An 18,125-nucleotide genomic window follows, 5' to 3' on the forward strand; every position below is an offset into this window, starting at 1 on the left:
TGCATAAATCTGTGCATGTGTTATGCCAGAATGGCGAAGGCCCGGGGCAAGATCGCCCCGGGCCCTTGAAAAGCCTGAAGAAAAACGGATCTGGCCTTTGCCTACTTCACCCTTTTGTAGGCCCCTTTCTCATGCCGCGCCCCAAGGACAAGCGCCGCAACGCAGAGGATCATCGACAGGAAAAGCCAGATCGCCTCGGTCCCGGCGCCCGCATAATAGGCACCGTCCACGGCCGCCCAGTCTGTGATGTTCGTTCCGACCAACATGATGATGCGTCCTTTCCTGTGATGTCACTCTGCCGGGGTCTTCGTCGCCAAGCCGCCGCCGAAGAATTCGGGATAGGCCTCGATCGGGACCTTCACCTTGTCCAGACCGATGACCTCGGCCTCCTTCGGCACGCGCAACAGGTTCAGCTTCTTCAGGACAAGCGAGGTCACATAGCCCGGCACAAAGCCCAGCACCGCCATGACCAGCGCGCCAAGGACCTGACCGTAAAGCGTGATCGTCGGCGCCCCTTCGGCGGGCAGTGCAGGATAACCGGCGGCGAAGATGCCCACCGCCACCACGCCCCAGACCCCCACCACGCCATGGAGCGCCACCGCGCCCACGGCATCGTCGATCCTCAGCTTCTCCACCCGTGCCGCGACCAACGGCATGATCACCCCGCCGATCGCCCCGATGACGAAGGCCATGGGCGGCCAGTACAGGTCAAGCCCGCCCGCGACCGAGATGATCCCGCCCAGCGCACCCGACATCATCCAGAACGGATCATGCGTCATCACCCATGCGGCGATTGCCCCTCCGGCGAAACCCATCAGGATGTTGAAGGTCATCGCCGAAAGGGTGACCGGCGTGCCGTAGATGTTGTGGAAGATGCCGGAACCCCAGCTCCAAGCCTCACCCGGGAAGATCACGCATCCCATGAGGAACCCCCAAAAGCCCGCGATGATCAGCATCAGCCCGACCAGCGCCGCAGGCATGGAATGGCCCGCAATCGCATTGGCCGTGCCATCCGCGTTGAATTTGCCCACCCGCGCGCCAAGGTTGATCAGCACCCCCAGCGTGAAGAAGCCCGCGATGGCATGCACCACGCCCGACGCGCCGAAATCGTGATAGCCCAGCGCGGTCACCAGCCAGCCATCCGCATGCCAGCCCCATGCCGCGCCAAGGATCCAGACGAAACTGCCCAGCACGATGGCAAGGATGGTGAAACCCACGATCTGCACCCGCTCGATCAGAGCACCCGACATGATCGAAGCCGTGGTCGCCGCGAACATCGCGAAGGCCCCGAAGAAGACGCCTGTCGCGCTGTCAGCCACGTTCGGCCCCATGGCGGTTCCCACGGGACTTGCCGCCGCAAGGGCATATTCCAGCCCCGAGGTGCCGATGGGCCCCGGTGCCATGCTGAACCCGGTGGGGAAGGCCCAATAGATGAACCAGCCCGCATAGTAGAAGGTCGGGATGATGAAGGCGAAGGCGAGGATGTTCTTGATCCCCGAGGCCAGCGCGTTCTTTGCCCGTGATGCCCCCATCTCATAGGACAGGAACCCCGCATGGATCAGAACCATGAGGGGGATGGTCAGCCAGTAGAAGGTCTCGGCGGTGGTTTTGTTCATCCCCGCCGTGGTTTCCTTCAGGGCGGCAAGTTCGGCCGCCAAAGCCGCGATTTGCTCTTCCATGATATTTTCCCCGTTGCTCCTGCCGCCAGATGCGTGCCGGGCGGCTAGGCGAAGAAGTGAAGCACAGCTTGGGAAATGCGCTTATCGCGGTTCAACTTTGTTTCCGGGCAATGCAGCGTCTGCACAGATATCGGGCAAACATCGGCGCATCCGCCAAGCTTTGCCCAGAATCACGCAGCCTTGAATCGCAAACCCCACCAGCGAAAAGGCCCCGGCGCATTGCCAGGGCCTTCCATGGCTCTGCCGCCCTGCGCTCAGTTGCGCAGATAGCTTTCCATGCTGTCCTCCAACGCATCCTTCCATGGCGTGTGGTGGATGGGGGCCATCGTGCCGGTGATCACCGATTTGTAGGCATTATTGCGGAAACCCATGATGTCCTTCTTCTTGTGCTCTTTCCACTCGAAGAAAGCCTCGCAGGCTCCGTCCACGTCGAAGGACGGATAGTCCGTCTCGGCGATCAGCTCCTTCACGTAATCGCCCTGATAGTGGATGGCGTCATGCGCGTCCTTGCCCGCATCCTCGCCCGCCACGCGGTCCGCGACATCCTTCAGCAGCACCGCCTTGTCCGCCGGAATGGCGATCCGCCCCATGATGGCGTCGCGCACCCACCATGCCTGCGCGTCGAACATGTTGAAGGTGAACCACTGGTCCTGCATGCCCACATAGAACAGCTTCGGGTTATGCACCCAGGCCACACCCTTGTAGAGGTCCGCAGTCGCCAGCCGGTTCGCCGTCTTCAGCCGCAGGTCGTCGGGCAGGAAGGGGAAATGGTGCTTGTATCCGGTGCAGAGGATGATGGCGTCGATCTTCTTGGACGTGCCATCCGCAAAATAGGCGGTGGTTTCATCCACCCGCTCCAGCTTGGGCACTTCCTTCCAGTTGTCGGGCCAGTTGAAGCCCATCGGCGCGTTGCGATAGGCGACCGTGATCGACTTCGCCCCGTATTTCCAGCACTGCGATCCGATATCCTCGGCCGAATAGGACGACCCGAGCAAAAGCAGGTCCTTGCCCGAGAATTCCCGCGCGTCGCGGAAGTCATGGGCATGCAGCACCCGCCCGTTGAACTTGTCGAAACCCGGATATTCCGGAACGTTCGGCACCGAGAAATGGCCCGAGGCGACGACGACATTGTCGAATTCCTCGTCATACATCCGGTCATTCTTCAGATCATGCGCCGTGACGGTGAAGTTGCCCTTCTCCGCGTTGTAACGCACCATACGGATGGTCGTGGAAAAACGGATCCAGTCGCGCACCCCGGCCTTCTGCACCCGCCCCTGGATATAGTCGAACAGCACCGCGCGCGGCGGATAGGATGCGATCTGTTTGCCGAAATGTTCCTCGAAGGAATAGTCGGCGAATTCCAACCCCTCCTTCGGCCCGTTCGACCAAAGATAGCGATACATAGAGCAATGCACCGGCTCGCCATTCTCATCCAGACCGGTGCGCCAAGTGTAATTCCAAAGCCCGCCCCAGTTGGACTGTTTCTCGAAACAGACGACTTCGGGGATGTCGGCACCCTTCTGCTTGGCCGACTGGAACGCCCGCAACTGGGCAAGACCGGATGGCCCGGCGCCGATGACGGCAACACGCTTCTTCAAGGTAACCTCCATGTGCATTCTTATGTGTCGTCTTTTGCCGAAGGCTAAACGCGGCGCGCATTGCACGTCAAATTATTTTCCCTGCATGAAATTATTTGTCGCAACCTCAGCTTTCCGCCTGTCTCCCATGCCCGCCCCTGCCCCCGCTCGCAGCAGCGGCCAACCCTGTTGGCACGAGGCAGCCGAAAGGGAAACAAACCTCCGAAAAGATGCGGATTTTCGTGCCAAAGGTCCAAAAGGCCGGATTTATGCCCCGCTGTGGCCATCATTTGCCCGGAACAGGACGTCTAGGTTGTTTGCAAGGTGGGTAACTGCGCACGGAAGTCCGACCGTGTGCCCGTGTTCTGTACCAGTGGTTCCCTGGACGTCCTTAGGCAGCTGGTTCCAGCATGAAGATTCTTGCCGTCGACGACGACGACACCATCCTTGACCTGCTTTCCGAAGCGCTGGCCCTTTCGGGACATGAACGCATGTCGCGCGCCCGCTCCGCGCATGAGGCGCTGGGCGTCATCGCGGCCACGACGACCCCGTTCGACTGCCTTCTCCTCGACATCCAGATGCCCGGCATGGACGGCATCGCCCTCTGCCGCGAGATCCGCGGTCTGCCCGCCTATGGGCAGGCACCCATCCTCATGCTGACCGCCATGTCGCAGCGCGACTATATCGAACGCGCCTTCATGGCCGGGGCGACGGATTACATCACCAAACCCTTCGACATGGTCGAACTCAATGCCCGCATCGGCATGGCCCATCGCCTGATCGAGGAACGCCGCCGCGTGAACGATGGCCTCGTGGCCATCGAACAGCTCAAGCGCGAATTGCGCACCCTGCCCGCGCTGTCCCTGAACGATCCGCTGGACCTTGGTCAGGTGCCGCGCACCATCACCTATCTGGCCTTCGAGAATTACATCACCTCGCTCACCCGCGCGAAGCTCTTCACCTCGAACGTCATCGCGGTGAAGATCGTCGATATCGAACGCATCCACTCGGAAAACCGTCCGGCCGAATTCCTCTCGCACCTGCGCCTTGTCGCGCAGGCATTGGCAGAGGCGACCGAGGGCGAAAGCAGCGTCCTGTCCTATCGCGGTCAGGGCGTCTTCCTCTGCGTCAGCCACAACCGCAGCCGCCTGACCCCGGCCGACATCGAAACCCACATGAACGACGCCATCCTCGTGGGTCAGGGAATCACCGTCGCAGTGGGCGACCGCACCTCGCTGGGCGCCTTCACCCGCTTCGGCTCGCTCCAATGCGTGTCGAAGGCGGTGGCCTCGGTCGAACGTCGGCTCGACATCATGGGGGCCACGCCCCGGATCGTCCGCAGCGTACAGCAAAGGTCGCTGGCCCGCTATCGCGGGGAACAGGAGCGCTCCGCCTATGAGGGGCTGCTGCGTCAGGTCCTGAACGAGGATCTTGCCCGGCTGCGCGGCGATCTCAATGCAGGCGCGGGTCGAGATCCATCACCGCCACCTGCACCCTCACGCCGTCAAGCTCCATGACAGGACCCGCCGGCGTGGCCTTCAGGCCAAGCCGGCCGATCCAGCGCGGCCAAACCGCCGGACCGAAGGCGATGATCTTCTGCGCGCCAAGCGAGCGCGCCGTACGGATCATCTCGTACATCAGGTCGCCCTGAACCTTCTTGCGCAGCTTCGCAGGCACGTTGTTCGACACGAAGATGCGCGAGGCCTCCCAGATCTTGGGATCGACAGGTGCCTCGAAATTCATCAGATCCGACGGGATCGATTCAAGCATCCCTCGCTGGGCGTCCCGAATCATATAGGTGTACATCCCCACCCGCGCCGTCGTGGGCGTGAGTCGCACTCCGGCCAGCACCTCGCCATTCTCATGCACGGCGATCCAGCGGCTGGCGGGCGTGTCGTACTGGTCGAACTCCATGCCCTCGGCCTCGGGCAAGCGCCAGTTGTTGCGCACGATGAAAGACTTGCGCCGCGCACGCAGGAGATTCACGAACAGATCGCCGTGCTGATGCATGTTCTGGAAGGAAAGTGTCGTCGTCAGCATCAAACGTCCTGCTACAAGTGCCTCTTCACCATCGGTCACGCGGGGCGCTCCTCCCTCTTGCGCCCCTTCAGTCCCGGACAGTTCGGCGAACCGAGCATTTCGTCTGTGCGGAGGAAGGCTGACCATGGCGTTCTCAAGTATCAACAATGATTAACAAATCTTCTGCCGGGGGCGACGGAAAAAACCAGCCGATTTTAGTCGAAATCCGGGAATCCGGCAAAACTGTGGCAAATAGGCAAAGTCGGAAAACTATTGTCTTACAATATATTGTGGTCAGTTCCTCAGAAACGCGCGAGTCCGGTAGTTTACGTTTTCGGACTCCCCGCAACGCACCGGGGAAACAAGCACTGTTCATGCGTGACAAACAATCGCCCTATGGGTGAAATTTCAAGCGGAACCACCCGCCTCAGGCGATTCTCCGCGGATCACAGGGCCTTGGCCGGCAGATTCGCGCCAGGGCTCGCCTCGTGACACAGGATGCAAGGACGGACAGGATAACCCGATGCAGGACAGCCCCGCGCAACAAAACACCGCAAGGCCACCACAAAATGGCCCAACTGCAAGGGCAGTAACCATGGTGAACAAGCGAGGCGCGCATCCGCCCTGCCCGGCCGGCATCCCTGATGCCGCAGGGATGCGCGGGCCTCGTGCCAGATCGGGGGTCGCCATGCCGCGTTACTTTCAGTCCTTCAAGGTGTTCGGCGAGGTCGCCGACCTCATGCTTCTCGAACGGCCCGAAAGGCGGCTTCTCATCGACATCTCGCTGGAACCTGCAATGAACGAACCCGGCCGCAACCCCTATCCGCGCCGCACCACCTTCTGCCTCGCCGATCCCGATCTGATGGAACGCTTCCTTTCGGAAATCTCCATCGGCGATGCCATCGACGCCGAGGGGACTTTCGCCCAATCGGACTATATCCCCCATCGGACCACCTGCATCGACACGACCTTCCTGCTACTTGACTATCGACGCCTTGCCGATCCGGAACAATTGATCCCCGCACCCGCCGAATTCGCACGGGATGCCCTGCGCCGCATGCGGCTCCATTGAACGAAAGGCTCGACCCGAGCATGACGTCCGCCCCCTACAGCGCGGCCCCGGCCAAGGCGCCCGCGACGGATGTGCCGCCCGTGACGGCGCGTCCGGTTCGCAGGATGTCCACGGCCATGCGCCTGCGCCGCCGCGTGCGGACGCTGCTCCGGTTCGAGACCAGCGCGGCACGGCTGGAAAAGCAGGTGCGCGACTATGTCATGGGCAGCCTCGAGCTGTTCTGGAAGCGCCAGACGATCTATGCCGCCGCCGCCCTCCTCTGCGGGTTCTACTACGACCTGCAGGTCGCGGTGATGTGTTACCTCTTCATCCAGTTCACCGAATTCTGCGACACATGGCTGTCGCTGCAGATCGTGCGCTGGAAGGGTGGCAGCCTGCGCGAGGCGCGGCGCTATCGGAACCTCCTGTTCCTCTCCGCCGTCCAGAGTACCGCCGCCATCGCCCTCTGGGCCGCCATCGTGGCCGAGATGGAGGGCATCTCCTCGCATTTCATGCCGCTCTTCTTCCTTTTCGCGGCTGGCCTCTTCGCGGCCGTGAACAACCACCAGATCCCGCAGATCCTTGCCCTGCGGCTGCTGATGTACACGGTCGTCTTCCTTTACATCCCGATCGACGACCTCCTGCAGGTGCGCCCCCCGATCCAGAGCTTCCTCTGGCTGCAACTCTTCACCGTGGTCTTCGTCCTGTTCTTCGTGATCGAATGTTCCACCATCTTCCTAAGACTCTACCGCCGCGGTCTGGATCAGCTTGACGAAATCCGCCACGAACGCGACCGCGTGCAGGCCGCCTATGAGGTGAAGTCGCAATTCGTCTCGGTCGTCAGCCACGAACTGCGCACGCCCCTGACCTCGATCAACGGCGCGCTAGGCCTGTTGCGGACCGGCGCATATGAGAACGATCCCGCCAAGGCCCGTAACATCCTTGAGATCGCGCACAAAAACAGCGTGCGCCTGTCGGCCCTGATCAACGATCTGCTCGACCTGCAAAAGCTGGAATCGGGCCAGATGACCTATAATTTCGACGAGCTCGATCTTGCCGCCATGGTCGAGGAATGCATGGGCGCTATGGAAACTTTCGCCCAGACCTACGGCATCCAGTTCGATTTCACCCCGCCCGACGACATGGTCGTCGTCCATGCCGACCGCGACCGCCTGCATCAGGTGCTGGACAACATCCTGTCCAATGCCGTGAAATTCTCGCGCCGCGGCGAAAAGGTCGAGGTGCGAATCCACACCACCGCCGACCGTATCCTCGTCGAGGTGCAGGATCACGGCATCGGCATCCCACCCAATTCCCGCGACAAGGTCTTCGGCAAGTTCACACAGGTGGACAGCTCCGATCGCCGCGCCCATGGCGGCACCGGCCTTGGCCTGTGCATCGCGCAGGAAATCATGGCCGCGCATGGCGGCTCCGTCGATTACACCAGCACGCTTGGCGAAGGCTCCACCTTCGTCATCGATTTTCCGATCAAGGACGAAGAAGAATGACCTTTCAAACCGATGTTCCCCAGCACGCCGATCTGGCCGCCCGTCTTGCCCCGATCCGTGCCCATTTCATCGGGACTTTGCAGCCGCGCCTTGCCCGGCTGGAGGAGTTCTTCACTTCCTATGCCACGGCACATCCTGCCCCGGCGGTCATGCGTCAGTTGCAGGAGGACGCCCACAAGATGCGCGGCGTCGCCCCAACCCTCGGGTTCGAGGCGCTGGGTCGCGCGGCAGGGATCGTGGACGAATTGCTGGAACCTTGGCATGCCTCGGATGAAGGCGGCCCGGTAACCGATGCACTCCGCAAGGGTCTTTCCGCTCTTCACGTTGAAATCAAGGCCGCGATGGCCGCCGTCTAGACCTAGCGGGCGACAGCGTCGCGCTGCGCCCAATAACGGCGGATCTCTCCGGGCAGGGACACGGGATCGAAGGGCTTGCTGATCCGTCCCAGCACGCCCAATCCCTCCAACTCGGCATCCACCAATTCCATCGCCTTCGCGGTCATAAAGATGGCCGGGATGTCCGTCAGGCTGGGCAGCGCACGCAGCGCCTGCAAGGTCTGCACACCGTTCATCTCGGGCATCATGAAATCCAGAAGCAGAAGGTCGGGCGCAAAGCGTTCCGCCTCGCGCAGCGCTTCCGGCCCCGAGGCGCATTGCATCACCTCGAACCCACCAAGATCGGCCAAGGCAAGCTTGGCGATCATAAGGATATCCTCGTCATCCTCGACATGAAGGATACGGTTCAGACCAGTCATAGGCACCCCCGAAGCGCCATGCCGATGGTATTCCCCGACCACCGACCGCACCACAGCCTGACGACGGACTGACCCTGCGTCAATCGTCCTGTTCGGAAATGTTAAACGAAACCGGGAACGGATTGTTTCCCAATGGCATGCAATCGCAGAACCATGGCGAAACCAGACCACCGGCACACTCAACCGCAGATATGTCAGCCGTCCGCCCGACTCACAACATCTTCCGTTGCGTCACGCCAGCTTCACCCAGACCGTCTTCAGCGCGGTATATTTGTCGAAACTGTGGATCGAAAGGTCGCGGCCAAATCCAGACTGCTTCATCCCGCCGAAGGGTGTCATCGCCGACAGGGCATCCACCGTGTTCACACTGACCGTCCCCACCCGCAACGCGGCGGACATGCGGAAGGCCCGGTCGATGTCCCGCGTCCAGACCGAGGCCGCCAGCCCATAGGCGCTGTCATTGGCAAGCCGCAGCGCCTCCGCCTCATCGGCAAAGGGGATCACCGCCAGCACTGGGCCAAAGACCTCGTCCCGCGCCAACTCGCTGCCCGGGTCCACCTGATCAAAGATCGTGGGCGTAATCCATGCGTCCGATCCGCCCCGCGTCAAACGCTCGCCGCCGCAGACCAGCCGCGCCCCGCCGCGCGCCCGTTCGATGAACCCCGCCACGCGGCCCGCATGATGGCTGTCCACCATGGGCCCCATCGTCGTGGCCGGATCCAGCGGGTCGCCCTGCACCACCGCACCCGCCCGCGCCGCCAGCCGTTCCACCATCGCGTCATGCACGTCGCGATGCACCAGAAGGCGCGAATTGGCCGAACAGACCTCGCCCGCGTTGAAGAAGATGCCAAAGGCCGCCATGTCCGCCGCCCGGTCCAGATCGGCATCGGGGAAGATGATGTTGGGCGACTTGCCCCCCGTCTCCAGCCAGACCTGCTTCATGTTCGACCGCCCTGCATAGGTCTGGAACAGCTTGCCCACCTCTGTCGATCCGGTGAAGGCAAGGCAATCGACATCCCCATGCAGGCCCAGCGCCTGCCCAGCCTCATGCCCATATCCCGGCACCACGTTCAGCACGCCATCCGGCAGCCCCGCTTCTGCCGCCAGTTCCGCCAGCCGCAGCGCCGAAAGCGGCGATTGTTCCGCAGGCTTCAGCACCACCGAATTCCCCGCCGCCAGCGCCGGGGCCAGCTTCCATGTGGCCATGTCCAAAGGAAAATTCCACGGCACCACCGCCCCCACCACGCCCAGCGCCTCGCGCCGGATCATGGCGATATCGCCGGGGCCTGTCGGCGCGATCTCGTCATAAAGCTTGTCTATGGCCTCGGCGTGCCACTGGAAGAAATGTGCCGATCCCGGCGCGTCGATGGTGGAGGATTCGGCAATCGGTTTGCCCATGTCCAGCGTGTCCAGCAGCGCCAGTTCCGGCACATGCGCCCGGATCAGCGCGGCAAGGCGCAACAGCACCTCCTTCCGCTCTGCCGGCGACTTGCGCGACCACCGGCCATCCTCGAAGGCCGCGCGAGCCGCCTGTACCGCGCGATCCACATCCGCTGCATCGCCCCGCGCCACCTCGGCCAGCACCGCGCCCGTCGCCGGGTTCACCGTGGCAAAGCGCGCGCCCGATGCCGCCTCCTCCCACCGCCCGCCGATCCAAAGCCCCGTGCGCGGCCGGATGCCCGCCGCCAAGTCCTGCCATTCCGAATGGGTCGCCATCGCCAGTCCTCCTGTTCGCGGTGCCAAACTGCCAGCCCCGGCACGCGCGATGGACAATAGATTTCCGCCCCGCTGCTTCGGAAAAACCTAAGCCCCCGACAGAAGCGGCAGCATCAGCGCAAAAAGCTCCGCCTGCGAAGTGATCCCGCAGCGCGCGTAAAGCTGTTTGCGGAACACCTTCACCGTCTGCGCACTGACCCCCAGCCGCAGCCCGATGGACACCGTCGAATGTCCCCGCAGGATCAACAATGCAACCTCGGCCTGCCTTGGCGAAAGGCGGATGCCCCGCTCGCCTTCCAGCGCCCGCACCAACTGCCCCGTCACATCCTCTGCCGCCACCCGCTCTGCCCGCAGGCCCTGCCAATGTGCCTCGCCCAAGGCCGTCACGATCGGGGCCAGACGTTGGCAGGTTTCCACCTCACGGGCGGAAAAGGGCAGCCCGGACGCCGCATCCCGCCCCAGACAGATGTTCAGCGACAGGTCCGGCACCGGGTACAGGACAAAGGTGATCTCATCCACCAGCGTCGTCTGCTGATAGTATTCCCGGAAATAGCGGCTGCGGTGAAAGGCATCGGGTGCCACGTCCCGCAACCGATAGGCCCCGGCCGGAACCCGGCTCATGTGCAGGTCGTGATAGGGATCCAGAAGATAGGCCCCGGCAAGATAGGTCGTATCCAGTTGCGAAAAGACCTGCGGCTGGTCGGCCTGCCGGAACAGAACCTGCGGCGGCCCCGCGTCACGATAGGCAAGGATGATCAGGTTGTCGGGCGCCACGCAGCGGCGGAACCAGTCCAGCAAGGCCCCTTCGAACCCTGCCCCGCCCAAGCGGCGGATGACCTGCGCCAATTGCCCCTCGGCGGTGTTCGGCAGCGGCTGCATCATACCTCTCTGGGGGTATATACCCCCCGGCTTCACGAAACCTAACCTTTCCTGACACACCAAGGGGTATGGGGCCGCATGTCAACCGCCATCGACATTCGTTCCGTGGTCAAGCGCTATGGCACCGCCACCGCGCTGCACGGGGTTTCGCTCTCCATCTCCGACAACGAGTTCTTCACCCTGCTCGGCCCCTCGGGCTGCGGCAAGACCACGCTCTTGCGCTGCATCGCCGGATTCGAGGACGTGACCGAAGGCGAAATCCGCCTCTTCGGGCAGGACATCGCGCAGCTCGAACCCAACCACCGCCCCGTCAACACCGTCTTCCAGCAATACGCCCTCTTCCCGCACATGACCGTGCTGGAAAACGTGGCCTTCGGGCTGAAGATGAAGGGCGTCCCGCTGCCCGACCGCACCGCCCGCGCGGGGAAGATGCTGGAAATGGTCCACCTCTCCGCCTTCGCCGACCGCATGCCCGCGCAACTCTCCGGCGGGCAGCAACAGCGCGTGGCCCTCGCCCGCGCCCTCGCCCCGGAACCGAAGGTCCTGCTCCTCGACGAACCCCTCTCCGCGCTCGACCTCAAACTCCGTCAGGCGATGCGTGTCGAACTCAAGACCCTGCAAGAGGAAACGGGCATCACCTTCATCTTCGTGACCCACGATCAGGAAGAAGCCCTCACCATGTCCGACCGCATCGCGGTCATGTCCCAAGGCCGCGTGCAGCAGGTCGGCACGGCGCGGGACATCTATGAATCCCCCCTCAACCGCTTCGTCGCCGACTTCATCGGCGAAACCAACCTCCTCGAAGTCACCGTCGACCGCGTCGAAGGCGATACCGCCCGCGTCACCCTGCCCGGCGGCCACGCCATCACCGTCCCCGCCGCAGGCACCACACCCGGCAAGCACCACCTCTCCATTCGCCCCGAACGCCTGTCCCTCACGACCCAAGGCGACCTCACCGCCACCGTCGAACGCGTCGTCTACCTCGGCACCGACCTGCAACTCCTCACCCGCCTGCCAACGGGCGAGGAATTCCATATCCGTCTGCAAAACTCCGCCCGCACCGAAATCCCCGCCGCAGGCAGCACCGTCTCCCTGCATCTGGAGGAAGGCGCCGCCCGCCTTCTCGCCGACTGATGGCAGGCATGACCCCCAATCCGAACGGGAACAACGGAACGGGCTACCGCAGCATCGTCGGCCCGCTCCTGATCCCGACTTGGGCCGTCATCGGCATCTTCCTCGTCCTGCCCGTCCTCCTGATGGCGGTCTATTCCTTCCTGACCAAGGAATTCCGGGGCGGCGTCGTCTGGGATTTCACCCTCGCCGCCTATGACCAGTTCTTCCTGAACCGTGGCCTCTTTGGCGACGAACCGCCCACCATTGAATGGACCTATATCACGATCTTCTGGCGCTCCATCTGGCAGGCCGCCGTGGCGACGCTCATCTGCCTGATCGTGGGCTTCCCTACCGCATGGTTCATCGCCACGAGGCCCCCCAAGGCCCGCGCGATCTGGCTCTTCCTCGTGACGATCCCCTACTGGGTGAACCTGCTGATCCGCACCGTCAGCCTGAAATTCCTGATCCGCGACAACGGCCCGCTGAATGAATCGCTGATGTCCATCGGCCTCATCACCGACCCGCTGCCCTTGGTGAACACCAACCTCGCCGTGCAACTGGGTCTCTTCTACAGCTACCTCCCCTTCATGGTGCTGCCCATCTACGCCGCCGTCGAACGCTACAACTTCGCCCTGTCCGAAGCCGCCGCCGACCTCTACGCCTCGCGCTGGACCACCCTCCGCGAAATCGTCCTCCCCGTCGTCAAACCGGGCATCGTCGCGGGCTGCATCCTCGTCTTCGTCCCCTCACTCGGCGCCTTCCTCGCCCCCGACCTGCTGGGCGGGGCCAAGACCTTCATGATCGGCTCCCTCATCGACGAACAGTTCCGCGGGTCCCAAGGCAACTGGCCCTTCGGCGCGGCGGCTGCGATGATCCTGATGACCCTCGTCCTCATCGTCCTGATGATCTACGCCCGCGCGCAGACCAAGGGAGAGGCGAGATGAAGGGCGTCCGCCACTACCCCGGCTTCCTAGGCATGGCAGTCGCCTGCCTGATCATCCTCTACGCGCCCCTGATCGTCGTCACGATCTACAGCTTCAACGACTCGACCTCCATCACCACATGGGGCGGCTTCTCCTGGCGCTGGTATGCGGATGTCTTCACCGGCCCCGAAGCCCCGCGCTTCAAGGCTGCCGCGTGGAACTCCCTTACAATCGCGCTGATCGCCGCCACCACGGCCACCGCCATCGCCGTGGCCGCCAGCCTCGCCATGATCCGGGGCGGCAGGTTCAAGGGCAAATCCGCCACCTTCACCCTGATCAACCTGCCCCTCATGGTGCCGGAAATCGTCATCGCCGTCGCCGCGCTGATCTTCTTCTCGGCCATCGGCCTGACTACGGGCTACCTGACCATCCTCATCGCCCACATCACCTTCTGCATCCCCTTCGCCTACCTGCCCATCGCCGCGCGGCTGCAGGGGATCGAGGACAGCTACGAACAGGCCGCCCGCGACCTCTACGCCACGCGCTGGCAGGCATTCCGCCTGATCCTCTGGCCTCTGATGATGCCCGGCATCATCTCCGGCTACCTCCTCGCCTTCATTATCTCGCTCGACGATTTCATCATCACGAATTTCGTCAAGGGCGCGGGGATGGAAACCCTGCCCACGGCCATCTTCGGCTCGGTCAAGCAGGGCATCAAACCCAACATCATGGCCATCTCGACCATGATGCTCGCCGTGTCGGTGCTCTTCGTCACCCTGTCCTACTACGTCAACCGCATCGGGCAGAGAACCCGGTCCTGAACCCCAAAGGGAGTCCCATGAACAAGCTCATGACCACCGCCACAGCCTTCGCGCTCCTCGCGACCGCCGCCCATGCCGAAGGCAAACTCTCCGTCTACCACTGGTTCGAATACATCCCGCATGAACTGGTGGACAAATTCACCGCCGAGACGGGGATCGAAGTCACCATCGACACCTACGACTCCAACGAATCCATGCTCGCATCGCTCAAGGCCGGCAAACTGGGCCAATACGACGTCGCCGTCCCTGCCGACTTCATGGTCAAGATCATGGGCGACGAAGGCATGCTGGACACCTTCACGCCCGAGGAAATGCCCAACCACGGCAACATCGCGCCGCAGTGGATGGATGTCTATTTCGACCCCGGCCGCAAGTCGTCGATCCCCTATCAGTGGGGCGGCACCTCCTTCTCGGTGAACCGCGACGTCTATCAGGGCGACATCTCCTCGCTCTCGATCATCTTCGACCCGCCCGCCGAACTCCAAGGCAAGATCAACGTGCTGGACAGCCAGAACGAGGTCCTCATCCTCGGCTCCCTCTACCTCGGCATCCCGCAATGCACGACGGACCGCGAACAGCTCAAGGCGCTGAACGACATGCTCCTGAACGCGAAACAGCACTGGGCCTCCTTCGGCTCCGACACGTCGAAGGACGTGCTGGTGTCGGGCGACGCGGCGGCGGGGATGATCTACAACGGCTTCTCGGCCAAGGCCCGCGCCGAAGGGGCGAATGTGGAATATTCCTACCCCAAGGAAGGCCACGTCCTGTGGATGGATAACATGGTTCTCCTGAAGGACGCGCCCAACCGCGACAACGCGATCAAGTTCATGAACTTCCTGCTGGAACCCGAAAACGCCGCCGCCGTCACCAATTACGCAGCCTACACCTCCGGCGTGACGGGCGTCGAACCCTTCCTCGACGACGCGATCAAGAACAGCCCGGAAAACAACCCGCCCGCCGACGCGACGCCGGGCGTCTTCGCGCAGGCCTGCGATGCCGAGACGCAGAAGATGTATGACGCGATCTGGACCAACCTGAAGAAGTGACGCCGCAAGGGGGGCCACCCCGGCCCCCCTCACCCCCCCACACCACCACGACCCCCGACCGGGGGAACGGAGCCCCCATGTCCTTTCCCATCGCCCTCTGGCAGACCACCTCGCCCGAAGGATCGGACGACACCGCCTTCGCCGCGCTGGACCGCGCGCTGAAAGCCGCCGCCGCGCAGGGCGCCGTCACCCTAATCGCGCCGGAAATCTACCTCCCCGGCTACAACCAGCCCGACATCCCCGCCCGCGCCCAGCCACGCGGCGGCCCGTGGCACCAGCGCCTCTCCGCCCTCGCCCGCCAGCACAACTGCGGCATCGTCATCGGCTACGCCGAACGCGACGGCGAGACCGTCTACAACGCCTCCGTCGCCTTCGACGCGCAGGGCCGCGAAATCGGCCACTACCGCAAGATCCAACTCTTCGGCCCGCGCGAGAAATCCCTCTACGCCCCCGGCTCTTCCGTCAGCACCTTCGACCTCAACGGCACCCCCGCCGCCATGCTCATCTGCTACGACGTCGAATTCGCCCACCTGAACCGCGCGCTGGCGGAAAAGGGCACCCAACTCCTCCTCGTCCCCACCGCGAATCCCGAACCCAACACCCACGTCTCCCGCCTCGTCGTGCCCGCCCACGCGATCAACCACGCCATGACCATCGCCTACGCCAACTACTGCGGGACCGAAGGCGACATCACCTATTGCGGCACCTCCGTCATCGCCGCCCCCGACGCCACGATCCTTGCCATGGCGGGCCCCTCCGAAACCCTCCTCATCACCGACATTTCCCGCCAGCCCGACCCCGCCCTCCTGCAAACCCAGCTTTCCGATTACCGCCCGGTGTGACCATGCCCAAAGACACGCGCGACAGCCGCTATGACATCCTCTTCGAACCCTTCCGCATCGGGCCGAAGATCGCCAAGAACCGCTTCTACCAAGTCCCGCACTGCAACGGCGGCGGCTATCGCGACCCCTCCGCCGTCGTCGAAATGCGCCGGACCAAGGCCGAAGGCGGCTGGGGCGTCATCTTCACCGAACAGACCGAAATCCACCCCACCTCGGAAATCACCCCCTTCATCGAACAGCACCTCTGGGACGACCGCGACATCCCCGCGCTGTCCCGCATGGCAGACGCCATGAAATCCCACGGCGCCCTCGCCGGCATCCAGCTCGCCTATTCCGGCATCAACGGCCCGAACCTCTATTCCCGCGAAGTCCCCCTCGCCGTCACGGGCGGCCCCATCCTCACCTTCACCTCCGACCCCGTGCAGGCCCGCACCATGGACCGCGAGGATATCCGCGACCTACGCCGCTGGTTCCGCAATGCCTTCCGCCGCAGCCAGACCGCAGGCTTCGACCTCATCTGCCTCTACGGCGCCCACGGCTTCGGCATCCTGCAACACTTCCTGTCCCGCAACACCAACCACCGCACCGACGAATACGGCGGCTCCCTCGAAAACCGCGCCCGCTTCCTGCGCGAGATCGTGGAGGAAGCGCGCGAAGAAACGCGCGGAGAACTCGCCATCTCCCTCCGCCTCTCGCTCCACGAGGCAGGCGAAATGGGCTTCTCCAACGCCGAACTCCGCGACTTCATCGAAATGCACGGGGACCTGCCCGATATCTGGGACCTCGCCCAAGGCACGTGGGAGGCCTGCTCCGGCACCTCCCGTTTCAAACCCGAAGGCGCGCAGGAAGACCTCGTCCGCGGCATCAAGCAACTCACCTCCAAACCCGTCGTGGGGGTGGGCCGCTTCACCTCTGCCGATGCGATGGTGCGCCAGATCAAGGCGGGCATCCTCGACTTCATCGGCGCCGCCCGCCCCTCCATCGCCGACCCCTTCCTGCCCAAAAAGATCGAGGAAGGCCGCTTCGACGACATCCGCGAATGCATCGGCTGCAACATCTGCGTCTCCGGCGACATGACCCAAGGCATCTCGCGCTGCACCCAGAACACCGCGTTCATGGAGGAATGGCGCAAAGGCTGGCACCCCGAACGCATGCACCCCAAGGGCAAATCCGAAAGCGTCCTCATCGTCGGCGCAGGCCCCGCAGGGCTGGAGGCCGCCCACATCCTCGGCAAACGCGGCTACCAGGTCACCCTGGCTGAGGCCACCACCACCCTAGGCGGCCGCGTCGCCCGCGAACGCCTCCTCCCCGGCCTCTCCGCATGGGGCCGCGTCGCCGACTACCGCGCGGGCCAGATCGCCCCCATGCCCAACGTCCAGACCTATCTCGACAGCCCCCTCACCCCTGACGACATCCTCTCCTTCGGGATCGAACACGTCGCCATCGCCACCGGCTGCACATGGAGGCGCGACGCCGTCGCCCGCCTCCACCTCCACCCCATCCCCACCGACCCCGCCATGCCGATCTTCACCCCCGACGACCTCATGTCAGGGGCAGGACCCACGGGCGGAACCGTCCTCCTCTACGACGACGACCATTTCTACATGGGCTCCGTCATGGCCGAACTCCTCGTCCAGCGCGGCTGCACCGTCCACTTCGTCACCCCGGCGGTCAAAGTCGCCGAATGGACCGACAACACGCTGGAACAATCCACCATCCAACGCCGCCTCTCCGACCTCGGCGTGACCATCCACCTCTCCCACGCCCCCGACACCATCCACGCGGGCGCAGCCGACCTCACCTGCACATGGAGCGGTCGGACCACCACCGTCGCCTGCGACGCCGTCCTCATGGTCACGTCCCGCACCCCCAACGACAGCCTCTACCACGCCCTCAAGACCCACGACTGGCAATCCGGAGGCATCACCAGCCTGAACCTCATCGGCGACGCAGCCGCCCCCGGCCCCATCGCATGGGCCACCTATGCAGGCCGCCGCTATGCCGAGGAACTGGACGCGCCCGATCGCGGCGACGCCCTCTCCTTCCGGCGCGAAATCGCCGGACTCATGGACGCGCCAAGACTTACGCCATGATCGAAAAATGAATTTCTGGCGGCCGTTCCGTCCAAAACCAGCCGCCAGAATGTTCGAAACTGAAATCCGTCTTCAGCCGCCCCACCCCGCCAGCCCTCTGGCAG

The 18,125-nt window shown here is 63.6% G+C and carries 17 protein-coding genes; 10 read left to right on the plus strand and 7 right to left on the minus strand.

The window, feature by feature from the left end:
• Positions 1 to 101 precede the first annotated feature (101 nt).
• The 3 genes from TabM4_RS12960 to TabM4_RS12970 form a co-directional block, all read right to left on the minus strand.
• The gene (locus TabM4_RS12960; protein ID WP_434612943.1) at positions 102 to 266 is read right to left on the minus strand and encodes a hypothetical protein; all 165 of its coding nucleotides are present in this window, start codon (positions 264 to 266) and stop codon (positions 102 to 104) included.
• Between the two features lie 24 nt (positions 267 to 290).
• A complete protein-coding gene (locus TabM4_RS12965; protein ID WP_434612946.1) occupies positions 291 to 1,679 on the minus strand; it encodes an ammonium transporter in 1,389 nt (462 codons plus the stop codon).
• A gap of 254 nt (positions 1,680 to 1,933) precedes the next feature.
• Entirely contained in the window at positions 1,934 to 3,277 is a 1,344-nt protein-coding gene (locus TabM4_RS12970) for an NAD(P)-binding domain-containing protein (protein ID WP_434612949.1), read from the minus strand.
• Between the two features lie 389 nt (positions 3,278 to 3,666).
• Here TabM4_RS12970 and TabM4_RS12975 point away from each other — a divergent pair, with 389 nt between their 5' ends.
• A complete protein-coding gene (locus TabM4_RS12975) occupies positions 3,667 to 4,773 on the plus strand; it encodes a response regulator (RefSeq protein ID WP_434612951.1) in 1,107 nt (368 codons plus the stop codon).
• On the opposite strand, the gene TabM4_RS12980 is transcribed toward TabM4_RS12975, so the two are convergent.
• Entirely contained in the window at positions 4,709 to 5,296 is a 588-nt protein-coding gene (locus TabM4_RS12980) for an acyl-homoserine-lactone synthase (RefSeq protein WP_434612954.1), read from the minus strand. The two genes, TabM4_RS12975 and TabM4_RS12980, sit on opposite strands and share 65 nt — an antisense overlap.
• Positions 5,297 to 5,963: 667 nt before the next feature.
• On the opposite strand from TabM4_RS12980, the gene TabM4_RS12985 reads away from it, so the two are divergent.
• The 3 genes from TabM4_RS12985 to TabM4_RS12995 are packed head-to-tail and all read left to right on the plus strand — an operon-like array spanning position 5,964 to position 8,190.
• Complete coding sequence (locus TabM4_RS12985; RefSeq protein WP_434612957.1) at positions 5,964 to 6,347, plus strand: hypothetical protein; 384 nt, start codon at positions 5,964 to 5,966, stop codon at positions 6,345 to 6,347.
• A 20-nt stretch (positions 6,348 to 6,367) separates the two neighbouring features.
• The gene (locus TabM4_RS12990; RefSeq protein WP_434612960.1) at positions 6,368 to 7,834 is read left to right on the plus strand and encodes a sensor histidine kinase; all 1,467 of its coding nucleotides are present in this window, start codon (positions 6,368 to 6,370) and stop codon (positions 7,832 to 7,834) included.
• A complete protein-coding gene (locus tag TabM4_RS12995; protein ID WP_434612963.1) occupies positions 7,831 to 8,190 on the plus strand; it encodes an Hpt domain-containing protein in 360 nt (119 codons plus the stop codon). The genes TabM4_RS12990 and TabM4_RS12995 overlap by 4 nt, the downstream gene beginning before the upstream one ends.
• Positions 8,191 to 8,192: 2 nt before the next feature.
• Here TabM4_RS12995 and TabM4_RS13000 read toward each other — a convergent pair whose 3' ends face one another.
• The 3 genes from TabM4_RS13000 to TabM4_RS13010 form a co-directional block, all read right to left on the minus strand.
• Positions 8,193 to 8,588, minus strand: a complete 396-nt coding sequence (locus TabM4_RS13000) for a response regulator (RefSeq protein WP_434612966.1) — start codon at positions 8,586 to 8,588, stop codon at positions 8,193 to 8,195.
• A 231-nt stretch (positions 8,589 to 8,819) separates the two neighbouring features.
• Entirely contained in the window at positions 8,820 to 10,304 is a 1,485-nt protein-coding gene (locus tag TabM4_RS13005; protein WP_434612969.1) for an aldehyde dehydrogenase, read from the minus strand.
• A gap of 87 nt (positions 10,305 to 10,391) precedes the next feature.
• Positions 10,392 to 11,186 (minus strand): helix-turn-helix transcriptional regulator, encoded by a 795-nt coding sequence (locus TabM4_RS13010; protein ID WP_434612972.1) that lies wholly within the window; start codon positions 11,184 to 11,186, stop codon positions 10,392 to 10,394.
• A gap of 75 nt (positions 11,187 to 11,261) precedes the next feature.
• Here TabM4_RS13010 and TabM4_RS13015 point away from each other — a divergent pair, with 75 nt between their 5' ends.
• The 6 genes from TabM4_RS13015 (at position 11,262) to TabM4_RS13040 (ending at position 18,021) form a co-directional block, all read left to right on the plus strand.
• Positions 11,262 to 12,317: an ABC transporter ATP-binding protein gene (locus tag TabM4_RS13015; RefSeq protein WP_434612974.1), complete on the plus strand. Its 1,056-nt coding sequence runs from the start codon at positions 11,262 to 11,264 to the stop codon at positions 12,315 to 12,317.
• Positions 12,317 to 13,240, plus strand: coding sequence for an ABC transporter permease (locus tag TabM4_RS13020; protein WP_434612977.1), 924 nt, complete (start codon positions 12,317 to 12,319; stop codon positions 13,238 to 13,240). Before TabM4_RS13015 ends, TabM4_RS13020 begins: the two co-directional genes overlap by 1 nt.
• Positions 13,237 to 14,040 carry an ABC transporter permease gene (locus TabM4_RS13025; RefSeq protein WP_434612980.1) on the plus strand — a complete coding sequence of 268 codons (804 nt, stop codon included), beginning with the start codon at positions 13,237 to 13,239 and terminating at the stop codon, positions 14,038 to 14,040. Before TabM4_RS13020 ends, TabM4_RS13025 begins: the two co-directional genes overlap by 4 nt.
• A 17-nt stretch (positions 14,041 to 14,057) precedes the next feature.
• Positions 14,058 to 15,086 carry an extracellular solute-binding protein gene (locus tag TabM4_RS13030; protein ID WP_434612983.1) on the plus strand — a complete coding sequence of 343 codons (1,029 nt, stop codon included), beginning with the start codon at positions 14,058 to 14,060 and terminating at the stop codon, positions 15,084 to 15,086.
• A 77-nt stretch (positions 15,087 to 15,163) separates the two neighbouring features.
• Positions 15,164 to 15,928 (plus strand): carbon-nitrogen hydrolase family protein, encoded by a 765-nt coding sequence (locus tag TabM4_RS13035; protein WP_434612985.1) that lies wholly within the window; start codon positions 15,164 to 15,166, stop codon positions 15,926 to 15,928.
• Positions 15,929 to 15,930: 2 nt separating this feature from the next.
• The gene (locus tag TabM4_RS13040; protein WP_434612988.1) at positions 15,931 to 18,021 is read left to right on the plus strand and encodes an NAD(P)-binding protein; all 2,091 of its coding nucleotides are present in this window, start codon (positions 15,931 to 15,933) and stop codon (positions 18,019 to 18,021) included.
• Positions 18,022 to 18,125 lie beyond the last annotated feature (104 nt).

The organism is Tabrizicola sp. M-4, assembly GCF_051132405.1.
GTDB lineage: Bacteria > Pseudomonadota > Alphaproteobacteria > Rhodobacterales > Rhodobacteraceae > Paragemmobacter.